At 33.4% G+C, this 26,002-nt stretch carries 28 protein-coding genes; 20 read left to right on the top strand and 8 right to left on the bottom strand.

The window, feature by feature from the left end; translation table 11 throughout:
• The first annotated feature begins 147 nt into the window (after positions 1-147).
• Positions 148-897: a zinc ribbon domain-containing protein gene (locus tag ESZ54_RS09225; RefSeq protein ID WP_162615146.1), complete on the top strand. Its 750-nt coding sequence runs from the start codon at positions 148-150 to the stop codon at positions 895-897.
• A 459-nt stretch (positions 898-1,356) separates the two neighbouring features.
• Here the strand turns inward: ESZ54_RS09225 and ndk are convergent, their stop codons facing one another.
• Entirely contained in the window at positions 1,357-1,758 is a 402-nt protein-coding gene (ndk, locus tag ESZ54_RS09220; RefSeq protein WP_136137381.1) for a nucleoside-diphosphate kinase, read from the bottom strand.
• Positions 1,759-1,957: 199 nt separating this feature from the next.
• On the opposite strand from ndk, the gene ESZ54_RS09215 reads away from it, so the two are divergent.
• The 6 genes from ESZ54_RS09215 to ESZ54_RS09190 all read left to right on the top strand — a co-directional run bounded on the left by ESZ54_RS09215 (position 1,958) and on the right by ESZ54_RS09190 (position 8,136).
• A complete protein-coding gene (locus ESZ54_RS09215) occupies positions 1,958-2,542 on the top strand; it encodes a hypothetical protein (RefSeq protein ID WP_136137380.1) in 585 nt (194 codons plus the stop codon).
• Positions 2,535-3,221, top strand: coding sequence for a class D sortase (locus ESZ54_RS09210; RefSeq protein WP_136137379.1), 687 nt, complete (start codon positions 2,535-2,537; stop codon positions 3,219-3,221). The genes ESZ54_RS09215 and ESZ54_RS09210 overlap by 8 nt, the downstream gene beginning before the upstream one ends.
• Positions 3,222-3,233: 12 nt before the next feature.
• Entirely contained in the window at positions 3,234-4,157 is a 924-nt protein-coding gene (locus tag ESZ54_RS09205) for a hypothetical protein (protein WP_136137378.1), read from the top strand.
• A gap of 103 nt (positions 4,158-4,260) precedes the next feature.
• Complete coding sequence (locus ESZ54_RS09200; protein WP_136137377.1) at positions 4,261-4,944, top strand: GTP pyrophosphokinase; 684 nt, start codon at positions 4,261-4,263, stop codon at positions 4,942-4,944.
• Positions 4,945-5,170: 226 nt separating this feature from the next.
• Positions 5,171-6,334: a glycoside hydrolase family 88 protein gene (locus tag ESZ54_RS09195; protein ID WP_136137376.1), complete on the top strand. Its 1,164-nt coding sequence runs from the start codon at positions 5,171-5,173 to the stop codon at positions 6,332-6,334.
• Positions 6,335-6,351: 17 nt separating this feature from the next.
• Positions 6,352-8,136, top strand: coding sequence for a glycoside hydrolase family 35 protein (locus ESZ54_RS09190; protein WP_136137375.1), 1,785 nt, complete (start codon positions 6,352-6,354; stop codon positions 8,134-8,136).
• Between the two features lie 21 nt (positions 8,137-8,157).
• Here the strand turns inward: ESZ54_RS09190 and ESZ54_RS09185 are convergent, their stop codons facing one another.
• Positions 8,158-8,865, bottom strand: coding sequence for a GntR family transcriptional regulator (locus tag ESZ54_RS09185; protein ID WP_136137374.1), 708 nt, complete (start codon positions 8,863-8,865; stop codon positions 8,158-8,160).
• 221 nt (positions 8,866-9,086) lie between these two features.
• Here ESZ54_RS09185 and ESZ54_RS09180 point away from each other — a divergent pair, with 221 nt between their 5' ends.
• From ESZ54_RS09180 to folP, 8 genes are all read left to right on the top strand, one after another.
• A complete protein-coding gene (locus ESZ54_RS09180) occupies positions 9,087-10,001 on the top strand; it encodes a PTS sugar transporter subunit IIAB (RefSeq protein WP_136137373.1) in 915 nt (304 codons plus the stop codon).
• 24 nt (positions 10,002-10,025) lie between these two features.
• Positions 10,026-10,826 (top strand): PTS mannose/fructose/sorbose/N-acetylgalactosamine transporter subunit IIC, encoded by an 801-nt coding sequence (locus tag ESZ54_RS09175; RefSeq protein WP_136137372.1) that lies wholly within the window; start codon positions 10,026-10,028, stop codon positions 10,824-10,826.
• Positions 10,819-11,631, top strand: a complete 813-nt coding sequence (locus ESZ54_RS09170) for a PTS system mannose/fructose/sorbose family transporter subunit IID (protein WP_136137371.1) — start codon at positions 10,819-10,821, stop codon at positions 11,629-11,631. The genes ESZ54_RS09175 and ESZ54_RS09170 overlap by 8 nt, the downstream gene beginning before the upstream one ends.
• Before the next feature lie 470 nt (positions 11,632-12,101).
• A complete protein-coding gene (gene folB, locus ESZ54_RS09165) occupies positions 12,102-12,467 on the top strand; it encodes a dihydroneopterin aldolase (RefSeq protein ID WP_136137370.1) in 366 nt (121 codons plus the stop codon).
• Complete coding sequence (gene folK / locus ESZ54_RS09160; RefSeq protein ID WP_136137369.1) at positions 12,467-12,952, top strand: 2-amino-4-hydroxy-6-hydroxymethyldihydropteridine diphosphokinase; 486 nt, start codon at positions 12,467-12,469, stop codon at positions 12,950-12,952. The genes folB and folK overlap by 1 nt, the downstream gene beginning before the upstream one ends.
• 5 nt (positions 12,953-12,957) lie before the next feature.
• Positions 12,958-13,521 (top strand): GTP cyclohydrolase I FolE, encoded by a 564-nt coding sequence (gene folE, locus ESZ54_RS09155; RefSeq protein WP_136137368.1) that lies wholly within the window; start codon positions 12,958-12,960, stop codon positions 13,519-13,521.
• A 1-nt stretch (position 13,522) separates the two neighbouring features.
• Positions 13,523-14,092, top strand: coding sequence for a non-canonical purine NTP pyrophosphatase (locus tag ESZ54_RS09150; RefSeq protein ID WP_136137367.1), 570 nt, complete (start codon positions 13,523-13,525; stop codon positions 14,090-14,092).
• Between the two features lies 1 nt (position 14,093).
• Positions 14,094-14,879 (top strand): dihydropteroate synthase, encoded by a 786-nt coding sequence (folP, locus tag ESZ54_RS09145; protein WP_239433789.1) that lies wholly within the window; start codon positions 14,094-14,096, stop codon positions 14,877-14,879.
• A gap of 48 nt (positions 14,880-14,927) precedes the next feature.
• On the opposite strand, the gene ESZ54_RS09140 is transcribed toward folP, so the two are convergent.
• The 4 genes from ESZ54_RS09140 to ESZ54_RS09125 form a co-directional block, all read right to left on the bottom strand.
• Positions 14,928-15,164: a hypothetical protein gene (locus tag ESZ54_RS09140; protein ID WP_136137366.1), complete on the bottom strand. Its 237-nt coding sequence runs from the start codon at positions 15,162-15,164 to the stop codon at positions 14,928-14,930.
• Positions 15,165-15,309: 145 nt separating this feature from the next.
• Positions 15,310-16,464, bottom strand: a complete 1,155-nt coding sequence (locus tag ESZ54_RS09135) for an ABC transporter permease (protein ID WP_136137365.1) — start codon at positions 16,462-16,464, stop codon at positions 15,310-15,312.
• A complete protein-coding gene (locus tag ESZ54_RS09130; RefSeq protein ID WP_136137364.1) occupies positions 16,451-17,578 on the bottom strand; it encodes an ABC transporter permease in 1,128 nt (375 codons plus the stop codon). The genes ESZ54_RS09135 and ESZ54_RS09130 overlap by 14 nt, the downstream gene beginning before the upstream one ends.
• 23 nt (positions 17,579-17,601) lie before the next feature.
• Positions 17,602-18,534 carry an ABC transporter ATP-binding protein gene (locus ESZ54_RS09125; RefSeq protein WP_136137363.1) on the bottom strand — a complete coding sequence of 311 codons (933 nt, stop codon included), beginning with the start codon at positions 18,532-18,534 and terminating at the stop codon, positions 17,602-17,604.
• A gap of 114 nt (positions 18,535-18,648) precedes the next feature.
• Between ESZ54_RS09125 and ESZ54_RS09120 the strand changes: the two genes are divergently transcribed.
• From ESZ54_RS09120 to ESZ54_RS09110, 3 genes are read left to right on the top strand one after another with little or no spacing between them, the layout of a single operon-like run.
• Positions 18,649-19,755, top strand: a complete 1,107-nt coding sequence (locus ESZ54_RS09120) for a sensor histidine kinase (protein ID WP_136137362.1) — start codon at positions 18,649-18,651, stop codon at positions 19,753-19,755.
• Positions 19,733-20,368: a response regulator transcription factor gene (locus tag ESZ54_RS09115; protein ID WP_204249535.1), complete on the top strand. Its 636-nt coding sequence runs from the start codon at positions 19,733-19,735 to the stop codon at positions 20,366-20,368. The genes ESZ54_RS09120 and ESZ54_RS09115 overlap by 23 nt, the downstream gene beginning before the upstream one ends.
• Before the next feature lie 16 nt (positions 20,369-20,384).
• Positions 20,385-21,806: a CAP domain-containing protein gene (locus ESZ54_RS09110; protein ID WP_136137360.1), complete on the top strand. Its 1,422-nt coding sequence runs from the start codon at positions 20,385-20,387 to the stop codon at positions 21,804-21,806.
• Here the strand turns inward: ESZ54_RS09110 and ESZ54_RS09105 are convergent.
• Both ESZ54_RS09105 and ESZ54_RS09100 read right to left on the bottom strand, forming a co-directional pair.
• Positions 21,803-22,168 carry a hypothetical protein gene (locus ESZ54_RS09105; RefSeq protein ID WP_136137359.1) on the bottom strand — a complete coding sequence of 122 codons (366 nt, stop codon included), beginning with the start codon at positions 22,166-22,168 and terminating at the stop codon, positions 21,803-21,805. The genes ESZ54_RS09110 and ESZ54_RS09105 overlap by 4 nt on opposite strands.
• Positions 22,165-23,496 (bottom strand): Y-family DNA polymerase, encoded by a 1,332-nt coding sequence (locus ESZ54_RS09100; RefSeq protein ID WP_136137358.1) that lies wholly within the window; start codon positions 23,494-23,496, stop codon positions 22,165-22,167. Before ESZ54_RS09100 ends, ESZ54_RS09105 begins: the two co-directional genes overlap by 4 nt.
• A 161-nt stretch (positions 23,497-23,657) precedes the next feature.
• Between ESZ54_RS09100 and ESZ54_RS09095 the strand changes: the two genes are divergently transcribed.
• Both ESZ54_RS09095 and ESZ54_RS09090 read left to right on the top strand, forming a co-directional pair.
• Complete coding sequence (locus ESZ54_RS09095) at positions 23,658-24,728, top strand: serine hydrolase domain-containing protein (protein WP_136137357.1); 1,071 nt, start codon at positions 23,658-23,660, stop codon at positions 24,726-24,728.
• A 212-nt stretch (positions 24,729-24,940) separates the two neighbouring features.
• The gene (locus ESZ54_RS09090; protein ID WP_136137356.1) at positions 24,941-25,921 is read left to right on the top strand and encodes an LPXTG cell wall anchor domain-containing protein; all 981 of its coding nucleotides are present in this window, start codon (positions 24,941-24,943) and stop codon (positions 25,919-25,921) included.
• Positions 25,922-26,002 lie beyond the last annotated feature (81 nt).

The raw sequence follows: 26,002 nt of genomic DNA, 5'->3' as shown, positions 1-26,002 counted from the left end.
TTATGAAATTAGCTCAATTAAATATAATCTAAGAGATTTACATTGCAGCCATTTTTATCTAAAACTGAAGTATACCTCTTGCTATTTAAACAACGATATGCAAAAATTAAAGTTAGTACAATAGTGAAGAAAAGCAGGTGTGGATATATGAGTAAAAAATGCAGTAATTGTGGAAAGATTTTAGAAGAACATGAAAAAATTTGTTTAGAATGTGGCACACTAGTTGAAGAACATTCAATTGAGGTACAACCTTCCGTAGATACTCAAAACGAAGAACTTGTTCAAAATAATAATGTACCTGTTGAAAAATCCAAAAACAATCGAATTATAAATTGGATTCAAAAAAACATTATTGTAGTATGCTTAACGATTCTTATTTTAATCGGCGCAGTTGTATTTTTTAATCAAAATCCATTGAACGGAACTTGGGCTGCTGAAAATAAAGATAATTTTTCAGGGATCGTAAAAATAAAAGGAAGTAAAGTTAATTTAACTTTGCAGGATGAATTTGATGATCTAGTGATTTCTGGAAAAATTAATAAAGAAGCAAGTAAAGAGTATTCTATCGATTTGTCCGAGACGAAAATAAAAGGAACGTTTTTGAATTTCTTTGATGAAAACGAAACTGAAAATGCCTTTTATGAAGAACTACGTTTGGAGTTCAAGGAAAGTGGTATTTTAACAAATAAAGAAATTAATAGTTTTATAAAAGCAATACATAAAGACGGTAAGAATTTAAAGATTGATTTAAACTTTAGTAAATTTTCTAAGGGAGCAATTGGCGAGTTATGGGGTATGATGCTTGGTAGCTCTTCTAAAGTAAGAATAGAGAAAGAATCCAGAAATAAAATTGTTGTTATTTTACAAGATAGTCAAATTGAACTAGTCCGACAATGATGATCTTTTGAATAGACCAATATAACTATAATTAAAATAATAGGACAACTTTGTGCATTAATTTTATAGCTAAAGACTAATCTAAAAGTAATGAAAAGTACTGATAAACAAGTAAAGTAGAACTTTACCTATCAGTACTTTTAGTTTACCCTTAAAAGTGTGATTTGATGCATTAAGTGAGCATAATCTTAATACAAAAATAGACAATCTGTTCTCTTTGTTATTTATTTAACAAATTGCAATTTAAAACAATAATAAATGTTGTTTATTTTAAAAAAAAAAGCTATAATGAATTTGGTTGAGAATTATATAGTATTTTTCTATTAAATACTTAAAATTTAACACTCTCTTTATACGCTAGGTCATATCTGTCAATCGGGTATGGTCTTTTTTATATAAAAATAAGGGTTAAGAACATTTACGTTCTTAACCCTTTCTTTCGACTAAAACGTCTACTTTTTATGCAAAGAAACGTTTAATTTCATCATTTGCTGCTTCGACTGAGTCGGAAGCATGAATCACGTTTGAACCAGACTCAAATGCAAAGTTTGCACGGATTGTTCCAGGTGCTGCTTCAAGTGGGTTAGTTGCTCCAACCATTTGACGAATAACACTAATTCCGCTTGGTCCTTCTAAAATTAAGCAGACAACGGGCCCAGAAATCATAAAATCGATAACATCTTGAAAGAACGGTTTATCTGACAAGTGAGCGTAGTGCTCTTTAACAACATCTGTTTCAAGTGTCGTCATCTTCATTTCTTTGATGGTCAAGCCACGTTTTTCAAATGTGGTGATGATCTCCCCAATAATTCCTTTTTTCACGCCATCAGGCTTGATAATAACTAGTGATTGTTCTAACATGTAAAAATCCTCCTCTATAATAATGACAACGTTTCCATTGTATACGAAAACTTTATAAGTTGCAATGAAATTTCTGTAGTAAAAAATACCGTTATTTAAATCGTTGTCATAAACAAAAAACGTCTTTTTATATCTTCATTTATGTTATAGAACATGATATAATACTAAGTGTCTATATAAAAAAGGAGGAATTTTAAGTATGAAGCGATTTTTAAAATTATTAGTAATGGCTGGATTAGTATTACTTTTCCCAATGATGGCTCATGCAGAAGGTGCTATCACTGCTGACGAACAACGTATTTTGGATGCGCTGAACCAGGGAGTAACTGCTAACGGTCAAACATTTTATTTTGACGCAACAGATATTCAACAAGCAGAAAACGACTTGAAATCTTATGATTACAGTAAATCAACAGTCGATCAGGTAGTTGGAAATATCAATGCAGCTCGTCAATTAGTAATGGACAATGCAGGAAATATCCAAGCAAATAGTTTAAACGATTTATTAAAACAATTACCTAGAGATGTTCAAAAACAAGTTGGTTATTATGTTGCAGCAACATGGAAAGCACTTGATGCTCGTATGGATGAAAATGGTAAAGTTGTAACAAATACAAAAAATCAAACTAATACTGTTTATGTGCCAACAAATGGAAAAAACCCAATTGTTAAAACAACAGGTGGCAATTACACAATGTTTTATGTTGTCTTAGCTGGTTTAGCAGCTTCAACATTGGGCCTAGCAGTATTACAAAGTCGTAAATGGAGTACAATTAATGCGTAAGAATAAATTATTGGCATATGTCTATATGCCCATAATTTTTTCTTTTTTTAGCTTGCTTTTATTAGCATTGATGCTTTCTCCTTTTTATAAACGAGCAGAAGTTGTTTATAGTGCTGTTTCGACAAAAGGTAATAATGAGACAACAAAAAAGAAAAATGAATCTATTTTTAAATCTGAAGCGGAACGCAAAAAAATTGAACCGATAAATAATGACAAAGAGTTACCTTCAAGTAAAATTGAATATCCCCTAATGGGAACGCAATTTGGAATGGTGATTATTGATAAATTTAATGTTCAAGCCAAATTAATTTACGGTGATTCTGCAGAAGATCTACGAAATGGTGTTGGGCAATTCAATGGTAGTGTTTTTCCTGGTGAAAAAGGAACAACTTTAATCGGAGGACATAACACGAATGAACTAGCATCTTTAGATAAAGTTGTTAGAGGTGATCAAATTACCATTCAAACGAATTATGAGACATATAAATACAAAGTAACAGATAAAAAAGTATTACGTTTTGATGACCCAGAAGCAATTAAAACATTATATAAAAAGCAAGATACAAATAAAGTAATCTTCTATACTTGTTATCCTATTGATATGATTGGTTTAACAGACGAACGTTTATTTGTATATGCTGATTTAATTTCTGGTAAAATGATTAATGCGGAACACTAGGAGGAACGATTGTTGCAAAAGAAATTTAGTGCCCTATACCAAGGGTTATTAACGATTATTTTGATTATGGTCTTATTTCTTTTTTCCTTTCTTATTTTGACACGACAAACAATTACCTCAAGTGACTATCTAATAGATACTGCAGATAAAGTTAAGTATTACGATGAGACAACGACTCAGATTAATCAAGCAATTCAAGATTTAGGTATGGCGAGTGGCATTAATAAGGATGGGTTAAAGAATGCGATTAGCTCAGAACAAGTCGCCAAAGATTTTACTCTGTTTATTCAACACTCCTTTAGTGGTGATGGATATAAAACAGATGAAAAACCGATTAAGGATTCAGTCAGAAAAGCAATTGAAAATTATGCGGAAAAAGAAAACAAAGTAATTGATCAAAATAATAAACAATCGATTGAGTTTTTTTTAGATAAAAGTTATGAAATTTATGATTCAAATATACGCCTACCATTAGTACCAACAATAGGTTTGAAGGCGGAAAGATTTAGACATCAAATCTTTAAACTTTTAGGAATATTAGGTATAATTTTTATTGTAATGCTGGTTTTACTTTATTTTGCTAGTCATAAACATAAACATGTTTTGTTAAGATTTTTTGCGTATGCTAATTTAAGTACAGGTATTCTTTATATTTTTTTAGCAATCATACTGAAATTCTTTAATCCTATTAATCGAATTGGTTTGAGTCAAAAAAATCTTTTTGATTTAGTCACTAGTTTTATAAATGGTATGCTCCCAATGACGGTTGGAATTATGTTAATCTTTATTGTAGTTGGTTTGATTTTAGCCTTCTTATCGATTCGAATTAGGAGTAATCTTATTGATAAATCGGAAAGACGTGAGCGTGAAAGAGAAGAAAGTTTTGATATGTTCTACAAACAAAATAGGATGGCGAAAGAAAAAAATGAAAGATAGGATTGTGATTTTTCAACAATTCTATCTTTTTTATTAAGACATTTTTCATAATTGGCGTTTAGAATAAACTTATGTTAAATGATATGAATAAGGAAGTGTGCATATGGAAATTCCAACGGAAGAACTTGTTAAAGTACTTGAAAAAAGAAATAAACAACCCGATACACTATTACAGATTATTGATGAGTACGGTCGAATGTTTATTTATTATCAATCGGCGATTGATGAAATTGAAACGAAATTGAAAATTATTGATCGTGAATTAAGTAATCCAGGAACTATTGGTCGTAAAAATGTGATTCATCAAATTCAAACTCGCGTAAAATCACTTGAAAGTATTGTTAAAAAATTAGAGCGTAAGGATTTGCAATTTTCTCGTGAAATAGTAGAAAAAGAACTATCTGATGTAGCTGGAATTAGAATGATTTGCTCTTATATCGATGATATTTATGCTGTTCTGGATTCATTGGCAGCTCAGAGTGATGTAACAGTTTTAGAAATCAAAGACTATATAAAAAATCCTAAACCTAGTGGTTATCGTAGTTTACATGTTATTTTGGAAATTCCTGTTTTCTTCTTTAAAGAAACTAAACGTATTAAAGTTGAATTGCAAATCCGAACAATTGCGATGGATTTTTGGGCAAGTTTAGAGCATGGTTTACGTTATAAGCTAGAGACGGATGATCCAGATTTGTCGAGACGTTTAGAACAAACTGCAACTACAATTTCTAATTTAGAGAATGAAATGTTGATGATTAGAAGTAAAATTGAAGCTCAAATTGAATAAAAAGTAAACCGATAGCTCTCCTTAAATAAGGAAGGCTATTTTTTTAGGATTTGATAGTCTTAAGTTAACATATTATGTTATGGTGTTAATTTAACAAGGATTTAACATGAAAAATGTAAAATTGAAGAGTTTATTTAGAGAAGAAATCTGAAAATATTAGCTTTTTATTTCTAAATAGGATATACTCAGATAAGTTAATATGTTAATAAGTTAAGAGGGTGTAAAGATGACGCTTCAAAATAATAAAGAACAGTTAATTAAATTAGGACAGGCTGTCGATGAACAGTGGTTAATTTCAGAGATAAATCGTTGCATTGCTAAACTCAAGATTAATATGAAACGTTTTGGTAATCAATTCCCATCTGCCTGTGGCACCAATGGGGTTTATCGAATTAAACCAAATGATGATTGGACCAATGGTTTCTGGACAGGAATGCTATGGTTAGCATACGAATGGACCAATGAAGATGTCTTTTTAGAACAAGCTATGGAGAATATAAAGTCATTCCAAGAACGATTAGATACTCATTTTGTACTTGATCATCATGATATTGGCTTTTTATATAGCCTTTCAGCGGGTGCTGGTTTTCAATTAACAGAAAAAGAAGTGTGTCGCACCCAATTAATACAAGCTGCCGATGTGCTAATGGCACGTTTTCAACCAAAAGGAAATTTTATTCAGGCTTGGGGAAAATACGGTGAGCCTAAAGAATATCGACTTATTATTGACTCACTAATTAATTTACCACTTTTGTTTAAAGCTACGGAATTAACTGGAGATAGAAAATATCAAGAAGTAGCTGAAAAACATTATCATACATTAATTAATACGGTAATTCGGGAAGATGGAACCACATTTCATACTTATTATTTTAATCCTGAGAACGGTCAACCATCTCATGGTGCAACACATCAAGGTAATGGTGACCAATCCATTTGGGCTCGGGGTCAAAGTTGGGGCGTTTTAGGTATTCCGTTAATTGAGAGTTTCCTTGAAAATGCAAGTATGCCACAAATTTATCAAACGATTGTTGATGTGTTTATCGAAAATCTACCAAAAGATTTAGTGCCATATTGGGATTTTGATTTTAATGATAAACAGCCATCAGATAAAGATAGTTCTTCACTAGCAGTTGTAGCTTGCGGTTTATTGGAAGCAAGTCATGTGGATGGGTACTCTGAAGCAAAATCGCTTGCAAAAGGTATGGTTTATCAATTAGGTGAACATTACGCAACAACACTTGATGAAGCCAATGAAGGATTGTTGGCACATGGCGTTTATGCTCATGCTGAGGGAAAAGGGATTGATGAACCAAATCTGTGGGGCGATTATTTTTATTTTGAAGCGTTAATGCGCTTGGCAAATGATAATTGGAAAAAATATTGGTAATGGAGTTGAATAAAGCGATGAAAGTATTTGAAATAAAAGAAGATTTTATTCTAGCAGGTCAACCACTTAAAATAATTAGTGGCGCCATTCATTATTTTAGAATGACACCTAGACAGTGGGAAGACAGTTTATATAATTTAAAAGCATTAGGTGCAAACACTGTTGAAACCTATATACCATGGAATATCCACGAACCTGAAGAAGGTGTTTTTGATTTTGAAGGACTCAAAAATATTGAGTTATTCGTAAAAAAAGCTCAAGAATTAGGCTTGATGGTTATCTTAAGACCGTCTGTTTATATTTGTGCGGAATGGGAATTCGGTGGATTACCGGCTTGGATTTTACACGAAAGAGGTATTCGTTTACGTTCGACTGATCCAGTTTTTATGCAAAAAGTTGATAATTATTTTAAGGTTTTAATTCCTAAATTAGCCCCACTTCAAATTACACATGGTGGTCCGGTAATTATGATGCAAATTGAAAATGAGTATGGGTCATACGGCATGGAAAAAGATTATTTACGTCAGACACAAAAACTAATGGAAAAATATGGAATTGATGTTCCACTGTTTACCTCAGATGGTTCTTGGCCAGAAGTTTTAGATGCAGGCACATTGATTGATGACGATATTTTTGTGACGGGTAATTTTGGTAGTCGTTCGAAAGAAAATGGTCAAGTGATGCGTGAGTTTATGGAAAAACATAATAAGAAATGGCCAATTATGTGTATGGAGTATTGGGATGGTTGGTTTAACCGTTGGGGTGAACCGATTATTAAACGAGATGCTCAAGACTTAGCCGATGAAGTGAAAGACATGCTTGAAATTGGCTCTTTAAACCTATACATGTTTCATGGTGGTACAAATTTTGGTTTTTACAATGGTTGTTCAGCACGGGAAACAATGGATTTACCACAAGTCACAAGTTATGATTACGATGCCTTGTTAAATGAAAGCGGCGAGCCGACAGAAAAATACTATGCCGTTCAAAAAGCAATTAAGGAAGTTTGCCCAATGGCTTGGCAAAGTGAACCACGTTTGAAGCAAAACATTGCTTTAGGAACTTATCCAGTAACGGATAGTGTGTCTTTATTTAATACCAAAGAAGCATTAGTTGATGAACCGATTTATTCGCCATACCCCTTAACAATGGAAAAGGCAAGTAATGGGTATGGTTATATGCTTTATTCAATGACTCTACCTTATTATGGTCATGAAAATAAATTTAAAGTGGTTGAAGCTAGTGACCGGATTCAAATTTTTACAGATGGTAATTGGCAAACAACCCAATATCAAGAAACGAATGGCAAAGAATTGATGATTGCAGGCCAAGAGAATACAGATACAATCAATGTTGATATCTTGATTGAAAATATGGGCCGTGTGAATTATGGTTTTAAATTGAACAATCCAACTCAAATGAAAGGGATTCGAAATGGTGTCATGCAAGATATTCATTTCCATCAAGGTTATTATCACTACCCTGTTACATTAACACCAGAAGAACTTGCAAGAGTGGATTATTCTGCTGGTAAAAATAGTGCACAACCATCATTTTATCAGGTTGAATTTGAGTTAGAGCAGATTGGTGATACCTTTATTGATTGTTCTAACTACGGTAAAGGTGCAGTGGTTGTTAATGGCGTTAATATTGGACGTTATTGGAATCAAGGGCCACATTTATCACTATATTGTCCACAAGACTTTTTAAATATTGGCAAAAATACTGTTGTGATCTTTGAAACAGAAGGTGTTGAAATTTCTGAAGTATCTTTTTGTGATAAGCCAAAGTATTTAGCGTAAAAAAATAGAAGTAGAAACTGATTATTCAGCTTCTACTTCTATTTTAGTTTTAAATGCTTTCCAGTGCTTATAGCTAACAATATACTCAGCAACACTATTATCTTTCAAATAAGAATGTTTAACTTGCTTGATTGCTGGTTCTCTAAAACTTAAATTGAGATGATTTAGTATCTCTGGATCATCAGGGAAGACTATTTCATTTGTCTCAGTCGAGGCCAATGAATATAAATCAATCTGAAAATCTTTTCTAATTTTTTCGTAAATACTGGCATAGCTATTTAAGTTTTTATCAAGAGGTTCTTTAACTAGTGTTTTTGGTAGATGCGTCATGTGCATAATAAATGGAACGCCATTCGCAGAACGAACACGCACGATTTTATAATATGAGTCATCAGTAGCCAATTTCAATTCTTTTAATATCTTTGGATCATGTTCTTCAGTGATAGCTAATACTTTAATTTCTTCAGCATCTAAAGAATGGAGCTCAATGTCTGAAAACTTAACAGATTGAGAAACTTTAGATTTAGAAACAAAAGTACCTTTTCCTTGGATGCGGTAAAGGTAGCCCATATTTGTTAATTCATTTAATGCCTTTACAGCAGTAATCGAACTGACAGAATATTTTTTTTTAAGATCAGACTCAGAGTAAAAACGATCACCTGGGATAAAAGTATGGTTTTTTATTTCAACTAGTAAGTCTTGGATGATTTGTTGATATTTTGATATCACGGATTATTCCTCGTTTCCATTAAAACTTCATGATAAGCATAACATGTTAACTAATCTTAATCAATATCAGCTAATTTTAGACAACAACCGCAATTTTAAAATAAATTGCGAAAAAAGATAACATGTTAAGATGTTAGGTTTACAATAGAATTGAAGTATGATATATTAAGTTTGTTCAACATAATATGTTAAGTAGAGTGGTTGAAATTAGGAGGGATTTAATGAGAAATATAGTATTAGTCAGTCACGGGGACATGGCTGCAGGAGTTAAATCTAGTCTTGAGATGATTGTTGGAAAACAGGAACATGTTTCTGTAGTGTCATTGAGAGAAGACGGAGATAACATTCAGTTTGAAAATGATTTAAAAGAAAAAATGAAAGCCCTTAATACACCAGTATTAATCATTGCTGATTTATTGGGTGGTACACCATGTAACGTAGCTTTCAAAAATTATGCCGAGAATGAACAAGTAGACATTATCGCTGGTTTATCACTTCCGTTGGTTATTGAAGCGACCTTAAATGATAGCGCTACAATCAAAGACTTACTGGGAACAGCTAAAACTGGTATTGCTGATGTTAAAGGAAAAGTTGTTGAAACCGAAACATCAAAAGCTGAAATTGATTTAGAAAAATATGCGGAGTTTAAAGGCAAAGCAAACGTCGTCAATGTCCGAATTGATGAACGATTGATTCATGGTCAAGTCGCAGGGATTTGGTCAACAAGCTTGAACACTCAACGTATTGTTGTAATCAATGATGAAGCAAGTCAAGATTCATTGCAAAAATCTTCACTAAGAATGGCAGCGCCATCAACAATGAGACTATCTGTGTTAACTGTCGAAGAAGCTGCAAAAAATGTTGAAAGTGGAAAATATGGTAACCAACGCATCTTCCTACTATTCAAAAATCCAACTGATGTTTTACGCTATGTTGAAGCAGGTGGAACACTTAAAACTGTCAATGTTGGAAACATGAGTCATAAAGAAGGTTCTAGAGAAGTAACGAAGAGTATTCAAGTGACAAAAGACGAGGAAGTTGTTTTTGAAAACTTGATTACTAAAGGAATTGAAATTACGGCACAATTAGTACCAAATGATCCATCAATTAATTTTATCGAAAAAATGAGACGTTAAAGACGTTAACATAGGAGGAAGAACATGCATTTAGCAACGTACCAAATTATTCTTATTACAGTTTATGCATTTATTGCGATTAATGATTCACTTATTTCAAATACTTTAACTCAACCCGCGATTGCAGGGATGATTTCTGGTTTAATTATGGGAGATCTTAAAACCGGCTTGATGGTTGGGGGAACACTACAATTGATGAGACTTGGGATTGCAGCCTTTGGTGGTGCATCAGTTCCAGACTATTTCACAGGAGCAGTACTAGGTACAGCTTTTGCAGTTATTTCAGGTAAAGGACCTGAATATGGGATTGGACTTGCCGTTCCTGTATCACTGTTGATGTTACAACTAGACGTTGTTGCACGATTCTGTAATGTCTTCTTACTACACCGTATTGATACTGCAATTGAAAAAATGCAAATCAAACGCATTCCGAGATTAGTGTTATCTGGTTCATTTCTTTGGGGATTCTCTCGAGCTATTCCAATTCTGTTAATGCTTATTCTTGGTGATGTTGCAGTCGTTGCAATGACTGAAAGTATGCCAGAATGGTTAATGACAGGCTTGAAAACAGCAGGTGGCGTTTTACCAGTCGTTGGGGTAGGAATTTTATTACGCTACTTACCAACAAAACAATATATTCCATTCTTGCTTTTAGGCTTTTTCTTAGCAGCTTACTTACAAGTACCAATGTTAGGTGTTTCTATTATTGGTTTAGTTGCAGCAATGATTGTTTTCAAAAGAGATAGCAAAAATGGCGGAAGCGAAGCTCAAGCAGTAAGCGCAAATGAATCAACATTTGAGGGAGGATTTGATGGCGATGAGTAATACAAATACAAATCAAAAAATGACGAAAAAAGAATTAAACAGTATGAGCTGGCGTTACATTTTAGGTAGTCAGTTAAACTGGAACTATGAACGTATGATGAGTTCTGGGTACTTATATGGTATTTTACCAGCTTTGGAAAAATTCTATGGTGATGATGACGAAGAGTTTCAAGATATGTTAAGAACGCATAACCAATTCTTTAATACAAACGCAATTTTCGGTAACTTAATTATGGGGATTGATGTTGCAATCGAAGAAGAAGATGGTTATAAAGCTAAAGATACAATTGTCGCTTTGAAAACAGCTTTGATGGGTTCATTAGCAGGTGTTGGTGATTCACTATTCCACGTTATCTGGGGTACAATTTTTGGATCAATCGCTGGAACATTGGCCCAAAGTGGTTCAGTTGTCGGCTGTATCATTTGGATTATCGCTAATATCGCTTTACTATTTGGTCGTGCAGCATTATTACCAATGGGTTATCAACAAGGTGTGAAATTAGTAACGACTCTTAAAGACAAGTTAAACGCATTTACAAATGCAGCAACAGTTTTAGGGGTAACCGTTATTGGTGCCTTAATTCCTTCAGTTGTTAAAGCAAATGTACCATTGGTATATAAGAAAAATGGTGTGGAATTAGTTATCCAAGATACATTAGACGCAATTTTACCAGCCTTAGTACCAGTATTACTTGTACTTTTAACATATTGGATGTTAGGTCAAAAGAAATTAAATTCAACTCGTGTAATCTGGATTGTCTTAATTTTATCAATTGCATTAAGTGCATTTGGCATTTTAGGTTAATTTGAATAGTTAAAAATTTACTAGTGTATAAAGAGTGACTGTGAATAAATTTTCGTTAAAGAAAATTTATTCACAGTTTTTTTGATAAAAAAATGACGGCTATTTGACGTCCTTATGATTTAATGAACATAGTAAAAGTTATTTTGTGTGGAAAGTATGTAAAGGTTAAAACTTAGGTCTTTACACGTTTTTTCTAGTCCTTTATTTTAGCTAGTTAGTCTTTAAATATTTGCTTTTTGGATTAAATAAAAAACTTGTGTATTATTTAAAAAAACTAAAATATTTTACATGCCTTTGTTTATAGTTTTGAAATCAGCTGAGATGTAATTGTAGAAATCGAGATTTTCATCACAGAATATATGTTAAATAAACCTTTAATAATAAAGGAAATAATCAAAAACAAACGATTTATTATCGAGAGTGCTGTGCTATAATGAGCGTATCTAAATTTTTTAAAGGAGTGAATTAATATGGGAAAAGTTCGTATTAATAACATGCTTGTATATACATATAACGGTGTCATGGGAGAAGAAAAAGTTTTAGGTCAAAAATTAGAACTTGATATTGAACTAACATTGCCAATGACAGAAGCAGGAAAAACTGATGATTTACATCAAACAATTAGCTATGCTGATGTCTATACTGACGTTAAAGAATATTTGGAAACGCATTCGTTTGATTTAATTGAAGCTGTTACTTATCATGTCTTAGATTTATTGGGTGAAAAATATGGAGATTTATTAACGCATGCGATTGTTCGTGTACGAAAATATCACGTTCCCATTGCCGGGTTCTTTGATAATGTAGAAGTTGAAATGGAAAGAGAGTACCAATAATGAAAGCATACTTAGCTTTAGGCAGTAATCTTGGTGATCGGATGAATTATTTACGCGAAGCGGTCAAACGTTTGAATCAACTTCCGGGTGTTCAGGTGACCAAGCAAGCCGAGATTTACGAAACGGACCCTTATGGCGGTGTTGAACAAGATAATTTTTTAAATAGTGCTGTTGAAATTGAAACGACTCTAGCACCCTTTTCTTTATTGGAAAGCATTCATCAAGTGGAAGCATCTCTAAATCGGGAACGCTTGATTCATTGGGGTCCCCGTACTATTGATATCGATATCCTACTGATGGATGGTATCACGATGGATGAGGAAGTTTTGACGATTCCACATAAAGAATTAACAAAACGGTCATTTGTATTAATGCCGTTAAAAGATGTTTATCCCAACGAACAATTACTAGGTAAGTCACTTGATGAGTGGATGAATGAAACAGGTAATAAAGCTGAAGTCCGAAATACAAATGAAAGTTGGTAAAGACAATGAATGAAGAACAACATAGAGCAATTGAAGAAGCTGTAAAAGTTATTTTAGATGCAATTGGAGAAGATGTTAATCGTGATGGCTTGAAGGAAACACCAAAACGTGTAGCAAAAATGTATGCAGAAGTTTTTTCTTCAGTACGCGAAAAAGAATTTACAAACTATAAAGTATTTCCAAGTATGAATGATGATGACATGGTGTTAGTTAAAGATATTGAATTTTATTCAATGTGTGAACATCATTTATTACCTTTTTATGGAAAAGCACATGTTGCTTATATTCCAGCTGATAATAAAGTACTAGGATTAAGTAAGGTTGCCCGTATGGTTGAATTTTGTGCGAAACGTCCTAATGTACAAGAGGATTTGACAATTCAGATTGCTAACCTTTTAACTGAAAAAGTTAAAACAAAAGGTGTGGCTGTTTCAATTGAAGCTGAACATATGTGTATGTCAATGCGTGGCGCTAAAGCTCGCGGAAGTATGACAAAAACATTCCATTATGAGGGAGTCTTAAAAGAAGATCGTGAACTAAAAAATGACTTTTTAAAAGCGCTTGATTAAAATGACTATCTATATTGCAAGTAATAATCCAAAAAAAATTAAAGAAATTCAAAGTTTTAAGCCAGAGCTTGCGATTGCGTCGTATCGTGAACTATCAGAACCAATTGATATATTAGAAACAGGAACAGATTATTTAGCCAATGCTAAAATTAAGGCAGAAACAATTGGTCACAAGATTAAACAGCCTGTAATTGGTGATGATGGTGGTTTAGAGCTTGTTGCTAAACCACAAGTACTAGGTATTCAGACATCACGCTTTTTTGAAAAAGGTGCGACTGATCATGAAATGAATCAAAAAATACTTGAACTTTTAGCCGGTGAAACGGATCGACGCTTTATTTTAAAAGCAAGTCTCATTTATTATGTATCGGAAACGAATTTTTTGATTGAAGAAAAAGAACTATTGGGAACTATTGCAAAAAGTCAAAGAGGACAAGAAGGCTATGGTTTTGATTATCTATTAATACCAGATGGTTATAATCAAACTTTAGCTGAGATGACCGCAGAGCAGCGAGACATATTAAGTCCAAGAGTTCGTGCATTTAAGTCGTTGTTAGAGAGGATAAATTAAGATGTTAGCAAAAAAAGATCAAATTATGGGCATTTTGAATGTGACACCAGATTCATTTTCTGATGGTGGTGATTTTAGTCGAACAGATAAAGCTATCATTCATGCAAAAGAAATGATTGAAGCAGGTGTTGATATTATTGATATTGGCGGACAATCAACGCGTCCTGGTTATACTGAAATTCCGCAAGAGGAAGAGTTAAATCGTGTGCTACCAATCGTGAAAGAATTACGAAAAATAACTGATTTGCCAATTTCAGTTGATACATATTTTCCTGAAGTTGCCGAAGCTGTGATTGAAGCCGGTGCAACCATTATTAATGACATTAAAGGATTGGATCAACCTGGAATGGGTGAGGTGGTCGCTCATTACGATATTCCCGTTATTCTCATGCATTCACGCTATCGCAATGAAGCGGTTGACGTGGTCACTGACTTGCAAAACTTTTTTGAAGAAAAAATTAAATTGTGCCAACAGTTAGGAATCAAGCCTGAAAATATTAGTTTTGATCCAGGCGTTGGGTTTCATAAATCAGTGGCGGAGAACGAATTAATGATTGCTTCGCCTGAAAAATTCCGTTTTGAAGATTATCCATTGTTATATGGTGTCTCTAGAAAACGTACAATTGCACAGTTAACAGGTGAAACAAATCCCAAAGAACGTGATTTTGGATCAATTGCAGCGTCCCTTTATGTTTTAAATAAAGGGGTTGAAATTGTAAGAGTGCATAATGTTAAAGGAATGCGAGATGCGTTATCGGTCTGGCAAAAACTTAAAGGTCTCCAATAAAAAATAATCATCTTTCAAACGCGAAACTCGGTTAGCGTTGAAAGATGATTATTTTTTTATTTTGAAGAATAGTGATCCTATTAAGGACAGTGCAATGATGCCTAAACTCGCTTTAAAAAACCATAACCAGAAAGTAAGATAAGGTGCAACAAGTAGCCAAATCACAATTAAAGCACCAATAAGGATTAATTGTTGGAATCCTTTGAGCTTTCTAATTAAGAGCCATCTCAAGAAATCATCACCTAAATGTCGTGTTTCTTGGAATTCTGTGTATATTCGTTTCAAGTGATGTTCACCTCGTTTTTTTGATGTGCTTCAAGTATACACTAGAAAACTAAAAATGCCACATTTTCTGATTGTTTTCGGAAATATGTGAAAATTAGAGTCTCTAACAACTATAAACTGGTAGTTAGAGATTCTAATTTTACTGTTAAACAGGTAGTCTTTTCCCTTTTTTAACGATCATTTGTAAGACAATAAAGGCTGCTGTAAAAGCTAGAATGATTAAGCACTGTTGGAAAAATTGGGTTGTGACTTCTTTTGTGTAAGTAAGTGTTTCACCAATCAGCTGGTTGTTTTGGGTGAACCAGTACGTTGGCGTAAATGAACCAATTTTTTGAGCAATATCGGGTAGAATGGTAACTGGTAAAAAAACACCACCAATAAAACAACTTCCCATCACGACAATGTTGCTGACACCGGAAACGACTTCAGGGTTAGAGATGAGACTGGTGACAAAAGCTGTAATACTAATCATTGCACTGATGATACAAAGTGAGTTGATAATAAGTAAGCCAGTTGTTAAATTCCATCCCGGCCTAGTATAGGCAAGGAGAAGTCCGATAAATAAGATTGAAATCATACTGATAAATAATAAGGTACTACTTTGAACTTTTTGAGTTAATTTAAGTGGAGAAAGAGGTGCAGACTGTTGTCTGACTTGAATACTCTTACGATTAAAGGCATAACTTATAATACCAAAACTAGAAAATATGATGATGAAAAGACCATAGGACAATGTATTAAAAACGACGGCCGTTAAGATTCTTTTTTGTTTTTGTTGGAAACTCTGATCAATTTTAATTTGCCCACCTGCTGAAGATATCTTTTCTGTTTTAGCAATCAGTTTATTCATATCTTCATCGGGATTTTGTTTAGCAAGTGTGAGATAGGTATTAAAGTACTGATTGACAACCCTATCCATCCATTGACCTTTAGAATTATTAGGTTGTGTTTTTGTTTTTAAGGCTAAGTCTTTGTCTGTGATTAATTTTGTCTCTAAGTCTTTAGGTAACCAAACCACATAACTGACTAATCTGAAATATAAGGCATCATTAACCCCTTCTTCAGAGGTATCTTTTAGTGTAACAAGTTCTTGGTTTTTGGCAATGTAATTTGTAAATGAATCAGTCAAAGGAGTTTTCTCTTTCGTAATAACGGCAATCTTTGCTTTAGGTTCGCTTATTTTAGAACTTGATAATTGCATCGACATGAAAAAAATTAGGAAAAAAGTTCCAATAATACCAATTAATAAATTAACTTTATTCTTTTTTAGAACTTGAATTGTCGCTTTAAAGACTGTCATATTGAACTCTCCTTTCAAGCATGATATTTAAAGCTAAACAGCTTAGGAATAAGCCACTTAACCATAAAAGATTACGTGCTAATCCATGATAATTGTTGGATAGAAAAAGTTGCAACATGCTGTCACTCACTAAGTTAACTAGATTGATTTTTCCAAGGATAGGTAAGTTCAGATCAATCCAATATTTGATTTGTTCTGTACCCATCATTCCAGCAAATAAACTCATAATCATTGTGATACTAATACCTAAACCAAGCTTTTGATTATAATTCCATTTGTAAAGAATAGTCCCAATCAGTGTTCCTAATGTAATTGAATTTAATGATCCTAGAGCAGCAATCAGCAAAAGAGGTCCCCAATAACCAGAGAAGTTAACTTGATATAAAAAGTAAAAAATAGCAATCACACACAGAAGTCCAACATAAAAGACAGAAAAACTAGACAAGAGATTGGCTGAACTGACAATGAGTTTATTATTTGGAATTAAGGTTAGACGGATTCCTTTCATTGATTGATTTGCTTGTTGATCGTTTGCATTTAAAACGCCAAACATGAAACCATATAGAATCGTCATCCCAATTAACGTAAAGAAATAAAAATCACCTGTTGAAAGTTTTGTTTTGCCAATTTTTGTGTCGACTAAAGTTTCATTTGAAAAGTTGAAATTTGTTGTTTTAACTTCACGCATCATTTCTTTGCTTTGCTCATATTGATTTAAAAAATCTTTTAAAATAAGTTGTGGTGTATCTTGCTCATTGATTGTAAGCTGTAACTTATCTTCCGTATCTAAAGAATAATAGCCAGCAACTTTATTCTCGATAAAATCTTTTTGTAGTTTGTCATGAGTGGGATAGTTTTTTACCTTAAATAATTTTTTATTCTGATTGATTTCAACTTGCGATAAAATTTTCGTAAAGTTTGTGAGTTCTGAGTTTTTATTTTCAGGTGTCACAATTCCAACCGGAATATCAGTGATGGGACTATTTTTATCAATATCTTTAAAGGAAAGCATGAACATACCACCTAAAAGAATGGGAAAGATAAAGGTCCAAAAGAGTAAAGCTTTATTTTTTATTAAACAGCGTAAACGATATTTATATAAATGAAACCACATCGTCGTCACCTCCTATGCTTCGTTTATTTGTCACGTAATTCTTTACCTGTTATTGCAAGAAAGACATCATTTAATGTAATTTCTTGTGTGCGCAGATTGGCGTAATGAATTTTTTCTTCTTTAAGTGTTTCTAAAATGGTTAAAAGGTTTTGGCTTAATTTGGTTGTGTGGATGGTTAACGTTTCATGATCATAATTAACGCTTTGTACATCAGATAGTGTTTCTAAGACTGACAATTGCTCACTAGTTACGAATGGAACATCGAGCATTAATTTTTCTTCAGTTCGAACCATAGCTTTTAATGCTTCACTTGAACCTTCAGCAATCACTTGACCACTATCCATGATAACGATGGTTTCACATAAAGACTCAACTTCTTCAAGATAATGACTTGTATAAACAATAGTTGCCCCCTGATTATTAAGTGAACGAATACTTTCAAGAATTTTATTACGACTTTGTGGATCAACAGCTACAGTCGGTTCATCTAAAATGATAAGTTCTGGTTGATGTGCAATCCCACAAGCAATATTAAGTCGACGTTTTAAACCACCACTGAGTTGTTTAGGATAAAATTTAATAAAGTCTTCTAAGCCCACCAACTCAATAGCTGTTTGAACTAAAGTTTCGCGTTGCTCTTTTTGAGAAATATAAAGTCCACAAAAATAATCAATATTTTGTTTAACTGTTAACTCTTCAAAAAACGCTAATTCTTGAGGTACAATGCCAATTTTTTGTTTTAAATGATAACTGGTTGGGGTCATGGGTTCACCAAAAAGTTCAATCTCCCCACGATCGATTTTTAGTAATGCAAGCATACTAAAAATAGCAGTTGATTTTCCACAGCCGTTAGGACCAACAAGGCCTAAAATTTCCCCTGATTTTACTTCTAAATTAAAATGATTGAGGGCTGTTAATTCATCATAGCGTTTGACAATATTTGTCATCTTAATCATTTTTAAGCACCACCTTTATTGATTTTATATTTATAGTATAATCAAACGTAGGAATCTAAAAAAGTGAGTTTTAACTAAAAGTGATATGACAAATGTCATACTGAAAGGACGAGTATGAAACAACGACTAATTATTTTAGGTGAATTCAGTCTTTTTTTGTTAATAGGGTATGCTTTACTTCAGCAACAATTTTCGGAAATGATTAATATTCTTTACCCACTTGTAAGTATTTTGTTTCTATCGTTTATTTTGGTTAGTACTAAGGCAACTTATGTAATGCTTGTTTGTTTTTCAGGCATAATACTCTACGATCAACACTTTGCTTATTTTTTACCAGCCCTTTTATTTTTTAGCTTTGCTTTTCAAACTTTGGCATATCGGCAATTGGTGTTAATTATGAGTGGTATTTTATTTATGTGGCTTGATTTTTCACTAGTGGATACTGCTCTTTTAATAGGTTTATCCGTGCTGGGCTTTTTGTTAGCTCATTATCAAAACTTAGCTGAAAAATTAAGTGAACGTTATGCAAATCTTGTTGATGATAGCTGGGAACGAGAAGAAAAACTAGAGGTGGCGCAAGATAAATTATTGACAGAGCAAGATGCCATGTTACAAATAAAAATTGCGGAAGAGCGTAATCGAATTGCACGCGATATTCATGATCACGTCGGTCACTTATTATCGAGTGCTTTACTCCAATTAGGTGCGATTCAAGCCATAAATCAGGATGAACAGCAAAGTGATCGTTTAAATAAATTATCAGACACCTTAAATCAAGGCATGGATAATATTCGGTGGAGTGTTCATAATTTACATCAAGAGTCACTTGTTTTTATAGAAGGAGTCCATTTGATGACAGCCGACATGGCACCTTTTGATTGCCAAATTAAAGGTGAAGTTTTTAAGAATTTGTCTGAGGAACAGTCACGTGCATTGCTTAATACTATTAAAGAAGCTTTGACGAACGTGAAAAAACACAGTAATGGCTCAAAAGTAATCTTAACTTTTACTGAATTACCAGCATTTTATCGGGTTAATATCACAGATGATGGTACACGTCGTGCTGTGAATGAATCAGGAATGGGACTCATGTCAATGCGGCAAAGAATTGAAAAGATAAATGGTCAATTTTATGTTAATATCAGTCCAGAGAGTTTTTCATTGCAAGTAATTTTACCAAAAGATAAAGGAGGCGATTGTGATGAACATTATGGTAGTTGATGATGATCCGTTAGTGACAGGGGCGTTAAAAACAATTTTGGAAGTCGAACCTGATTTTACAGTGATTGCAACTGGTAGTTCGGCACAAGACGCAATCGCAGGCTTTAGAATACATCAACCCGATATTTTATTGATGGATATTCGGATGGGTGAAGAGACGGGGATTGCGGCAGCGAAAAAGATTATTTCTGAGTTTCCGACGGCCCAAATTTTGTTGCTGACAACATTTTTGGATCCGGAATACATTCATGATGCCTTAAAAATTGGTGTGAAAGGTTATTTAATTAAACAGGATTTTCCTAGTATTATTCCAGCAATTCGTGCTGTTAGTAGTGGACAAACGGTTTTTGGAACCCAAATTGTTGATACTTTAAATACCATTATTCAACCCGAAAAGAAGGCAGCAGTGGCATTAAAACCAAATGATTTAACTGATCGTGAGTGGGATATTCTCTTAAAAGTAGCAGAAGGTCAGAATAATAAAGAAATTGCAGCATCCCTTTTTTTAAGTGAAGGAACGGTGCGTAATTATATCAGCTTACTATTGGATAAATTGTCTTTACGTGATCGCACACAATTGGCAATTTACTATTATCAAATAAAAAATAATTAAATTTTTGGAGGAGACAATGAAGAAAAAGAAATTTAGTCCTAAAATGGGAAAATGGTCATATTTAAGTCTGGCAAGTTTAGTGATTGGTGGGCTTGCAGTGGGTACAACAGCAGTGGTAGCCAGCGAATCAAGTTGGGTAGCACGGACAGCTTCAATGATTAAAGCTGACATTAAAGGTGACGAGTATATGATTAAATGGGGTGATACATTATCAGCTATTTCTGAAGCAACAGGAATTTCTGTTAATCGTTTAGCAGCTGCTAATAAAATTCAAAATATTGATTTAATTTATGCTGAAAATGTTCTTGTTTTTGGTCACTATGTGGATGAGAAAACTGGCGAAAGCCATCAAACAGTTGCGATAAAAGACCAAAATAATCAAACGCAGGTTGTATTGAATATTGATGATAAACAGCCAATAGTGAATAAAAAGGCCACTGAACAAGCAAAAATCAAAGAGCAACAAACGGACAACAATCGTTCAGCGAAAACAGAAAGACCACAATTACCAGTGGTTGATAAAGTAGTTGAAGATAAGTCAACAGAAGTTAAAGAACCTAAAGATTCTGTAGAAAAAACAAAAGAAGAGACTAAGAAAGAATTGCAAACATTACTTTTAACACTGCAAACAGAAGTGGATACAAAATATACATTAGTTAGTTGGGTTGAGTTCCAAGCTGTCTTTACCGAAGCGCTCGCCGTATTAGAAAATGATGCTGCAACACAGCAACAACTCAATCAAGCAATCACTTCACTCAATCAAGCCCAACAAAAATTAGTATTAGAAGTACTTGGAAAACCAGAACCAATCAATATTTTGGTTCGTGTTATCGATGAGAATAACCAAGAATTAAAACAAGTAACGCTACCATTATTTGAAGGCTTCCAACGTTTAACGATGGAACAGTTGGGCTTAGATCAAGATGTTTATGAATTTGTTAATTTAAGTGATGAACGTGTCGTATCAGCCGAAACATTAAGTAGTGGTCTGACTGTCAAAGTGAATAAAATTAAAGACTCAACGCTATCCGTTGGCGAGCGACAAGTTATGATTGAACAAGAATTATATCATTTAATTAATGAATTTAGACTAAGTTTAGGGTTAAATACGTTACAACCACAAGCTAGTTTACAACAAAGTTCTCAAATAAGAAGTACTGAAATTCAAACAGTTTTTGAACATGTCCGTCCAAACGGTCAGTCGTTTAAAACAGTTATAAATGAAGTTGATCCAGCTTTTACGAATGAAGTGGGTGAAGTTCTTGTGCGTCATGGCTTCCGTTTAAGCGAAGAAGAATCAGCTCAAAAAATGTTACAATTGTGGCGCAACAGCCCGGATCATTATCGTGTGTTAACTAATCCAAATTTTAAATATATGGGATTGTCTGTCCAAATCATCGATAATGATGCCTTTGCGACCGGTTATTTAGGTGCTTAATCAAACCACTTTTGAGGTGTTGTCAGTTCGACGTTTCGAATGACATCGTAGTCAATTTTTTCTTCTCCAATGAATAATCCAATTGAATCATAACCATTGATGTAGCCAGTGATATCATCAGGATAATAACCTTCTTTATCCATCTCATTTTTCTGGATGATAATGGGTTGCTGTTTCATTTGTGCAAAGGTTAAAAGTTGATCAATTGCCTCTCGAGTCATTAAGGGGCGACCAATCGTATGATTGGCCGCCTCTTTTTTTTCGGCTTCAATTAGAGCCGTGTGATCTGACAAATAGAAACCGCCCCATTTTAGTCGTTTTCGATCTTCATAAGTATCTAAAAGATGTCGATAAGTTGTCATAAGCCATCTAATCCTCCTGCACCACCACGATGTCCACCAATTAATTCACTTCTGGCGATACTTCTTGCCCCATCAGTTAAACTATTTGCGTGGATTAAAGCAGTGAACCCATATTGTTTGCGAATATTGTCAATCACCTGATCCAGTGCGTAATCTTTAAGATTTTCTTCGAAGGGAACAAATAAATCAAGTTGTTGAGCAGTTGAGTGAACTAATTTAGAGTAATGAACGGAAATGTGACGTACTTCTTGTCCTTGATAATTTTTTCTAAATAGAAAGAGACAGTGTTCGGTCAGAATTTTGGTTGAATTAGTGCGTGGAATTTTTAGTTGTCTAGAAAAACCAGAACCGTTTTCATGATAAGCAAAGCCAATTGCAATTCTGACACACTCTGTTTGGTAGCCTTCACGTCTAATCCTCGTTGCAACCTGTTCAGCCATTTCTTTTAAGACCGTTTCAATTTCAGCTTGCTTATGATAATTTCGAGGTAAAACCTGACTATTTCCAAGTGAGGTGTCTTTTGGCTTAGGAGCAGGTTCAGCCAAAATTGTGCGATCAATACCGTGTGCATGATGAAAATACTGTAGTCCCATAATGCCAAACCGTTCTTTTAGCCGAATTGGATTATAATGAGCGAGATCTTTAATCGTCAGAATACCAATATGATTGAATTGTTTAGCCATCCTGCGACCAATGCCCCAAAAGTCGGTCATGGGTTCAATTTGCCAAACCTTACTTGGGACGTCTTGATATCGCCATTCGGAAATGTAATTAGCGGCATATTTGCTTTCATTATCTAAGGCTAGTTTTGCAAGTAGAGGATTATCACCAATGCCAATGGTTAAAAATAAACCTAGCTCATCAGTTACTGTTTCGAGAATTAGTTTAGCGAACTCTTTGCGTTTTTCACTTCGAGATAGTGTTGCATCAGGAAAAAATAAATTTAATGTTTTAGTCACATCTAACAGCGACTCGTCGATTGAATAAATTAGTAAATCTTCATCTGCCACAAATCTTTTAAAAATGGCGTTTAATTTCATATTTTCTTTAATATAAAAATCCATTCGTGGTTGAGCTAAAATTAAATCAGGATGATACGGAATATCTTCTGCTCGACAAACATTAGAGATATTAAGTTTTTTCTTCGCCAAAGGAGATGCAGCAAGGACGAGACCGTTACCTGTATTATCTGCAGTAGAAAGGACAACTAACATGGTATTTAAAGGATCTAATCCACGACTAATACACTCACAAGAAGCATAGAAAGATTTAGCATCAACAGCTAAAATGTCTCTAAGTGGTTCCTTTGAATAATCAAATAGTTGCATAAAAAATCCCTTCTTTCTCAAATTTCACCTTAATTATACGAACTTACGTTCGCTTTGTAAAGACTTTCTTTAGTAAGTAATGTATCTGTGTTAAGAGAAATTAATTTATGTTACGATAGTGAAGTTGAGGGTGAAGACTAAAATGAAAAGGAACGTGAACAATGAAGAGTAAACGCAAAGTAATAGGTATGCTGGCTATTTTGTCAGTAGGTATTATTTTATTTGGTGTTTATGTTGGTAATTATTTTGGTAATTATTTTGGTAAAGAAACGGCTTTTAATCAAACGAAACGTCAAGAAATTGATCAATTAGTCAAAGATTCACATTTAAAGGGAAATGTGGCGTTGATTCAAAATCAAAAATTAGTCTATCAACAATCATATGGGTATGCAGATGCAGATAAAAAAATAAAAAATTCAATAACAGATGCTTTTCCAATTGCATCGTTGCAAAAAAGAATGACAGCAATTGTTATTGCACAGCTGATTGAAGAAGATAAACTATCTTATGAGACAACATTATCAGAATTTTATCCGGATATTGAACGATCTGATGAAGTAACGATTCGCCAATTAATTGATCATCGTTCAGGGTATTTTATGCCTGAAATTGCACCAGATCACGTTTTAAAAACTGAAGATGAACAGTTTGAATATTCAGTAGCAACAACTGAATTTGGCGTGATTGGTAATGCACAGTATTCAAATGGAAATTACACTTTTTTAGCTCGAATTATTAGTGATATTGAACAAGATCGTTATCAAAATGTTGTAAAACGAAGAATTTTTAAGCCATTAAAATTAGAACATACTTATTTTTGGGATGAATTGCCAACTAATGAAAAATTAGCTAAAGAATACTTTTATGAGGATCATGATTATGGAACCGAAACTCAGATTGCGTCAATAGAGCTATTTAGTAGTTTACTTGGTGCCGGTAATATTATGATGACGATTCAAGATTTAGCAACATTTGAATTAAGTTTAGGAACTGAAAAACTCTTGAGTGAAGAAACGATGAAGGAGTTATTTGGTTGGTCTAAAATGGATGAATTTATGAATAAAAATATCCGTGGTAATATTTCTGAGAATGGTACTATGGGTGGTTTTGATAGTTATGTGTACGGTTCATCAGATACGAATCACATGGTGATTTGGTTGACTAATCAGTTACCAGAAACTGATGCGCAAACTTTAATTAAATCAATTTATCAAACAATGCGTTATGATTAATAATCAAATGAGTGCTCCTTTAAAAATTAAAAGGAGCATTTTTTTATTACAAATCAGTTTATATTACGGATATTTATATATTGTTTATATGTTGTAAAGTAGATATTTTAACGTTTCTTGAACGTTTTGTATGAAATGTGTTGTAAAGATATGTACGTAATGTTACTTTTGTGTTACAATTGTTACAAAGAAAGAAAGAGGAGGTTTTAAAAATGAAAAAATTTCATTCAATGCTATTATGCGGTTTACTTTTAGGTGGATTAGGATTTAGTACCGTCAGTTTTGCAGAAGATAGAGTAGAAACTGTAAATGAAGAAAAAGTAATTGAAACCGATGAAGAAATTAAAACTCAAGAAACGACTCCAGAGCAACCAACTATGACAACATCATCAATAAAGAATGATAAAAAAGATACTGTTAAAAAGAAAGAAATAATTGAAACAGAAGATGCTATTGAAAAAGTCAAAGATGAAGCAGCTAAATTAGTTGGTGAATCAAAAGGTAAAAAAATAAATGTAAATAATATTCCTACAGCAGCAGAAATTAGAAAAGAATTGCTAAGTGATGCAAGTTATGGTCTTTCAAAAGAAGAAATAGCTAAATTTACTGATGATCAATTGGATAAAGCGATGACAATTTTCCATCGCTATAATACTGATATTATAGGTATGGACTATGGATCTTATGTTAAAATTTTGAAAAAATTATATGTCGATCATACGTTAGATGCTGAATCAATTCTAGCTCAACTTAAATTTAATCCGTCTGATTTTAATAGTTTTACAGCTATGATTCCACAAGTTGATACGTTACAAACATATATCAAGACGCTATATCCTGAACAAGCAAACAAATTTTCAAAAGCTCAATTGATTGCAAGACTAAAAGAATTGCAAAAATTTGAAGATAAAGTATCAGCAGAAGGTGTTAGCTTACCGGCTGGACGAATTGCTTTAATTTTTAGTGGTGTCCCAGATGGATATATTGATGAAACTGGCACAACTAGTACGACTGAAACAATTCAAACGACTACGACAACCAGTAAGCCAAAAGATAAAGTGACAACAGGAACATCTAAGAAAAAAGATGGGTCACTGCCTCAAACTGGTGAAAAAAATGACGGCCTTCTTTTAGGTGTAGTAGGTGTGTTTGCAATTATGGGCTCTGGTTATCTATTGACTAAGAATCACTAAAGGTAACCCTAAAAATGAAATAACCAAGATGTGATCCCACAGTCATTCTTGGTTATTTTTTTATTATTCATCTCAAAACGC

It is taken from the genome of Vagococcus silagei (genome assembly GCF_004795745.1).
GTDB classification, from domain to species: domain Bacteria; phylum Bacillota; class Bacilli; order Lactobacillales; family Vagococcaceae; genus Vagococcus; species Vagococcus silagei.
Note: the sequence above shows the minus strand (reverse complement) of the source record. Positions and strands in the feature narration are given on the sequence as shown.

Bases quoted from the DNA above. Each gene is read 5' to 3' on its own strand.
- ESZ54_RS09150 (WP_136137367.1), top strand. From the start codon at position 13,523: ATGACTATCTATATTGCAAGTAATAATCCAAAAAAAATTAAAGAAATT.
- folB (WP_136137370.1), top strand. From the start codon at position 12,102: ATGGGAAAAGTTCGTATTAATAACATGCTTGTATATACATATAACGGT.
- ESZ54_RS09180 (WP_136137373.1), top strand. From the start codon at position 9,087: ATGAGAAATATAGTATTAGTCAGTCACGGGGACATGGCTGCAGGAGTT.
- ESZ54_RS09105 (WP_136137359.1), bottom strand. From the start codon at position 22,168: ATGACAACTTATCGACATCTTTTAGATACTTATGAAGATCGAAAACGA.
- ESZ54_RS09120 (WP_136137362.1), top strand. From the start codon at position 18,649: ATGAAACAACGACTAATTATTTTAGGTGAATTCAGTCTTTTTTTGTTA.
- ESZ54_RS09200 (WP_136137377.1), top strand. From the start codon at position 4,261: ATGGAAATTCCAACGGAAGAACTTGTTAAAGTACTTGAAAAAAGAAAT.
- ESZ54_RS09175 (WP_136137372.1), top strand. From the start codon at position 10,026: ATGCATTTAGCAACGTACCAAATTATTCTTATTACAGTTTATGCATTT.
- ESZ54_RS09130 (WP_136137364.1), bottom strand. From the start codon at position 17,578: ATGTGGTTTCATTTATATAAATATCGTTTACGCTGTTTAATAAAAAAT.
- ESZ54_RS09090 (WP_136137356.1), top strand. From the start codon at position 24,941: ATGAAAAAATTTCATTCAATGCTATTATGCGGTTTACTTTTAGGTGGA.
- ESZ54_RS09170 (WP_136137371.1), top strand. From the start codon at position 10,819: ATGAGTAATACAAATACAAATCAAAAAATGACGAAAAAAGAATTAAAC.
- folP (WP_239433789.1), top strand. From the start codon at position 14,094: ATGTTAGCAAAAAAAGATCAAATTATGGGCATTTTGAATGTGACACCA.
- ESZ54_RS09195 (WP_136137376.1), top strand. From the start codon at position 5,171: ATGACGCTTCAAAATAATAAAGAACAGTTAATTAAATTAGGACAGGCT.
- ESZ54_RS09110 (WP_136137360.1), top strand. From the start codon at position 20,385: ATGAAGAAAAAGAAATTTAGTCCTAAAATGGGAAAATGGTCATATTTA.
- ESZ54_RS09210 (WP_136137379.1), top strand. From the start codon at position 2,535: ATGCGTAAGAATAAATTATTGGCATATGTCTATATGCCCATAATTTTT.
- folK (WP_136137369.1), top strand. From the start codon at position 12,467: ATGAAAGCATACTTAGCTTTAGGCAGTAATCTTGGTGATCGGATGAAT.
- ESZ54_RS09215 (WP_136137380.1), top strand. From the start codon at position 1,958: ATGAAGCGATTTTTAAAATTATTAGTAATGGCTGGATTAGTATTACTT.
- ndk (WP_136137381.1), bottom strand. From the start codon at position 1,758: ATGTTAGAACAATCACTAGTTATTATCAAGCCTGATGGCGTGAAAAAA.
- ESZ54_RS09100 (WP_136137358.1), bottom strand. From the start codon at position 23,496: ATGCAACTATTTGATTATTCAAAGGAACCACTTAGAGACATTTTAGCT.
- ESZ54_RS09225 (WP_162615146.1), top strand. From the start codon at position 148: ATGAGTAAAAAATGCAGTAATTGTGGAAAGATTTTAGAAGAACATGAA.
- ESZ54_RS09190 (WP_136137375.1), top strand. From the start codon at position 6,352: ATGAAAGTATTTGAAATAAAAGAAGATTTTATTCTAGCAGGTCAACCA.
- folE (WP_136137368.1), top strand. From the start codon at position 12,958: ATGAATGAAGAACAACATAGAGCAATTGAAGAAGCTGTAAAAGTTATT.
- ESZ54_RS09095 (WP_136137357.1), top strand. From the start codon at position 23,658: ATGAAGAGTAAACGCAAAGTAATAGGTATGCTGGCTATTTTGTCAGTA.
- ESZ54_RS09135 (WP_136137365.1), bottom strand. From the start codon at position 16,464: ATGACAGTCTTTAAAGCGACAATTCAAGTTCTAAAAAAGAATAAAGTT.
- ESZ54_RS09125 (WP_136137363.1), bottom strand. From the start codon at position 18,534: ATGATTAAGATGACAAATATTGTCAAACGCTATGATGAATTAACAGCC.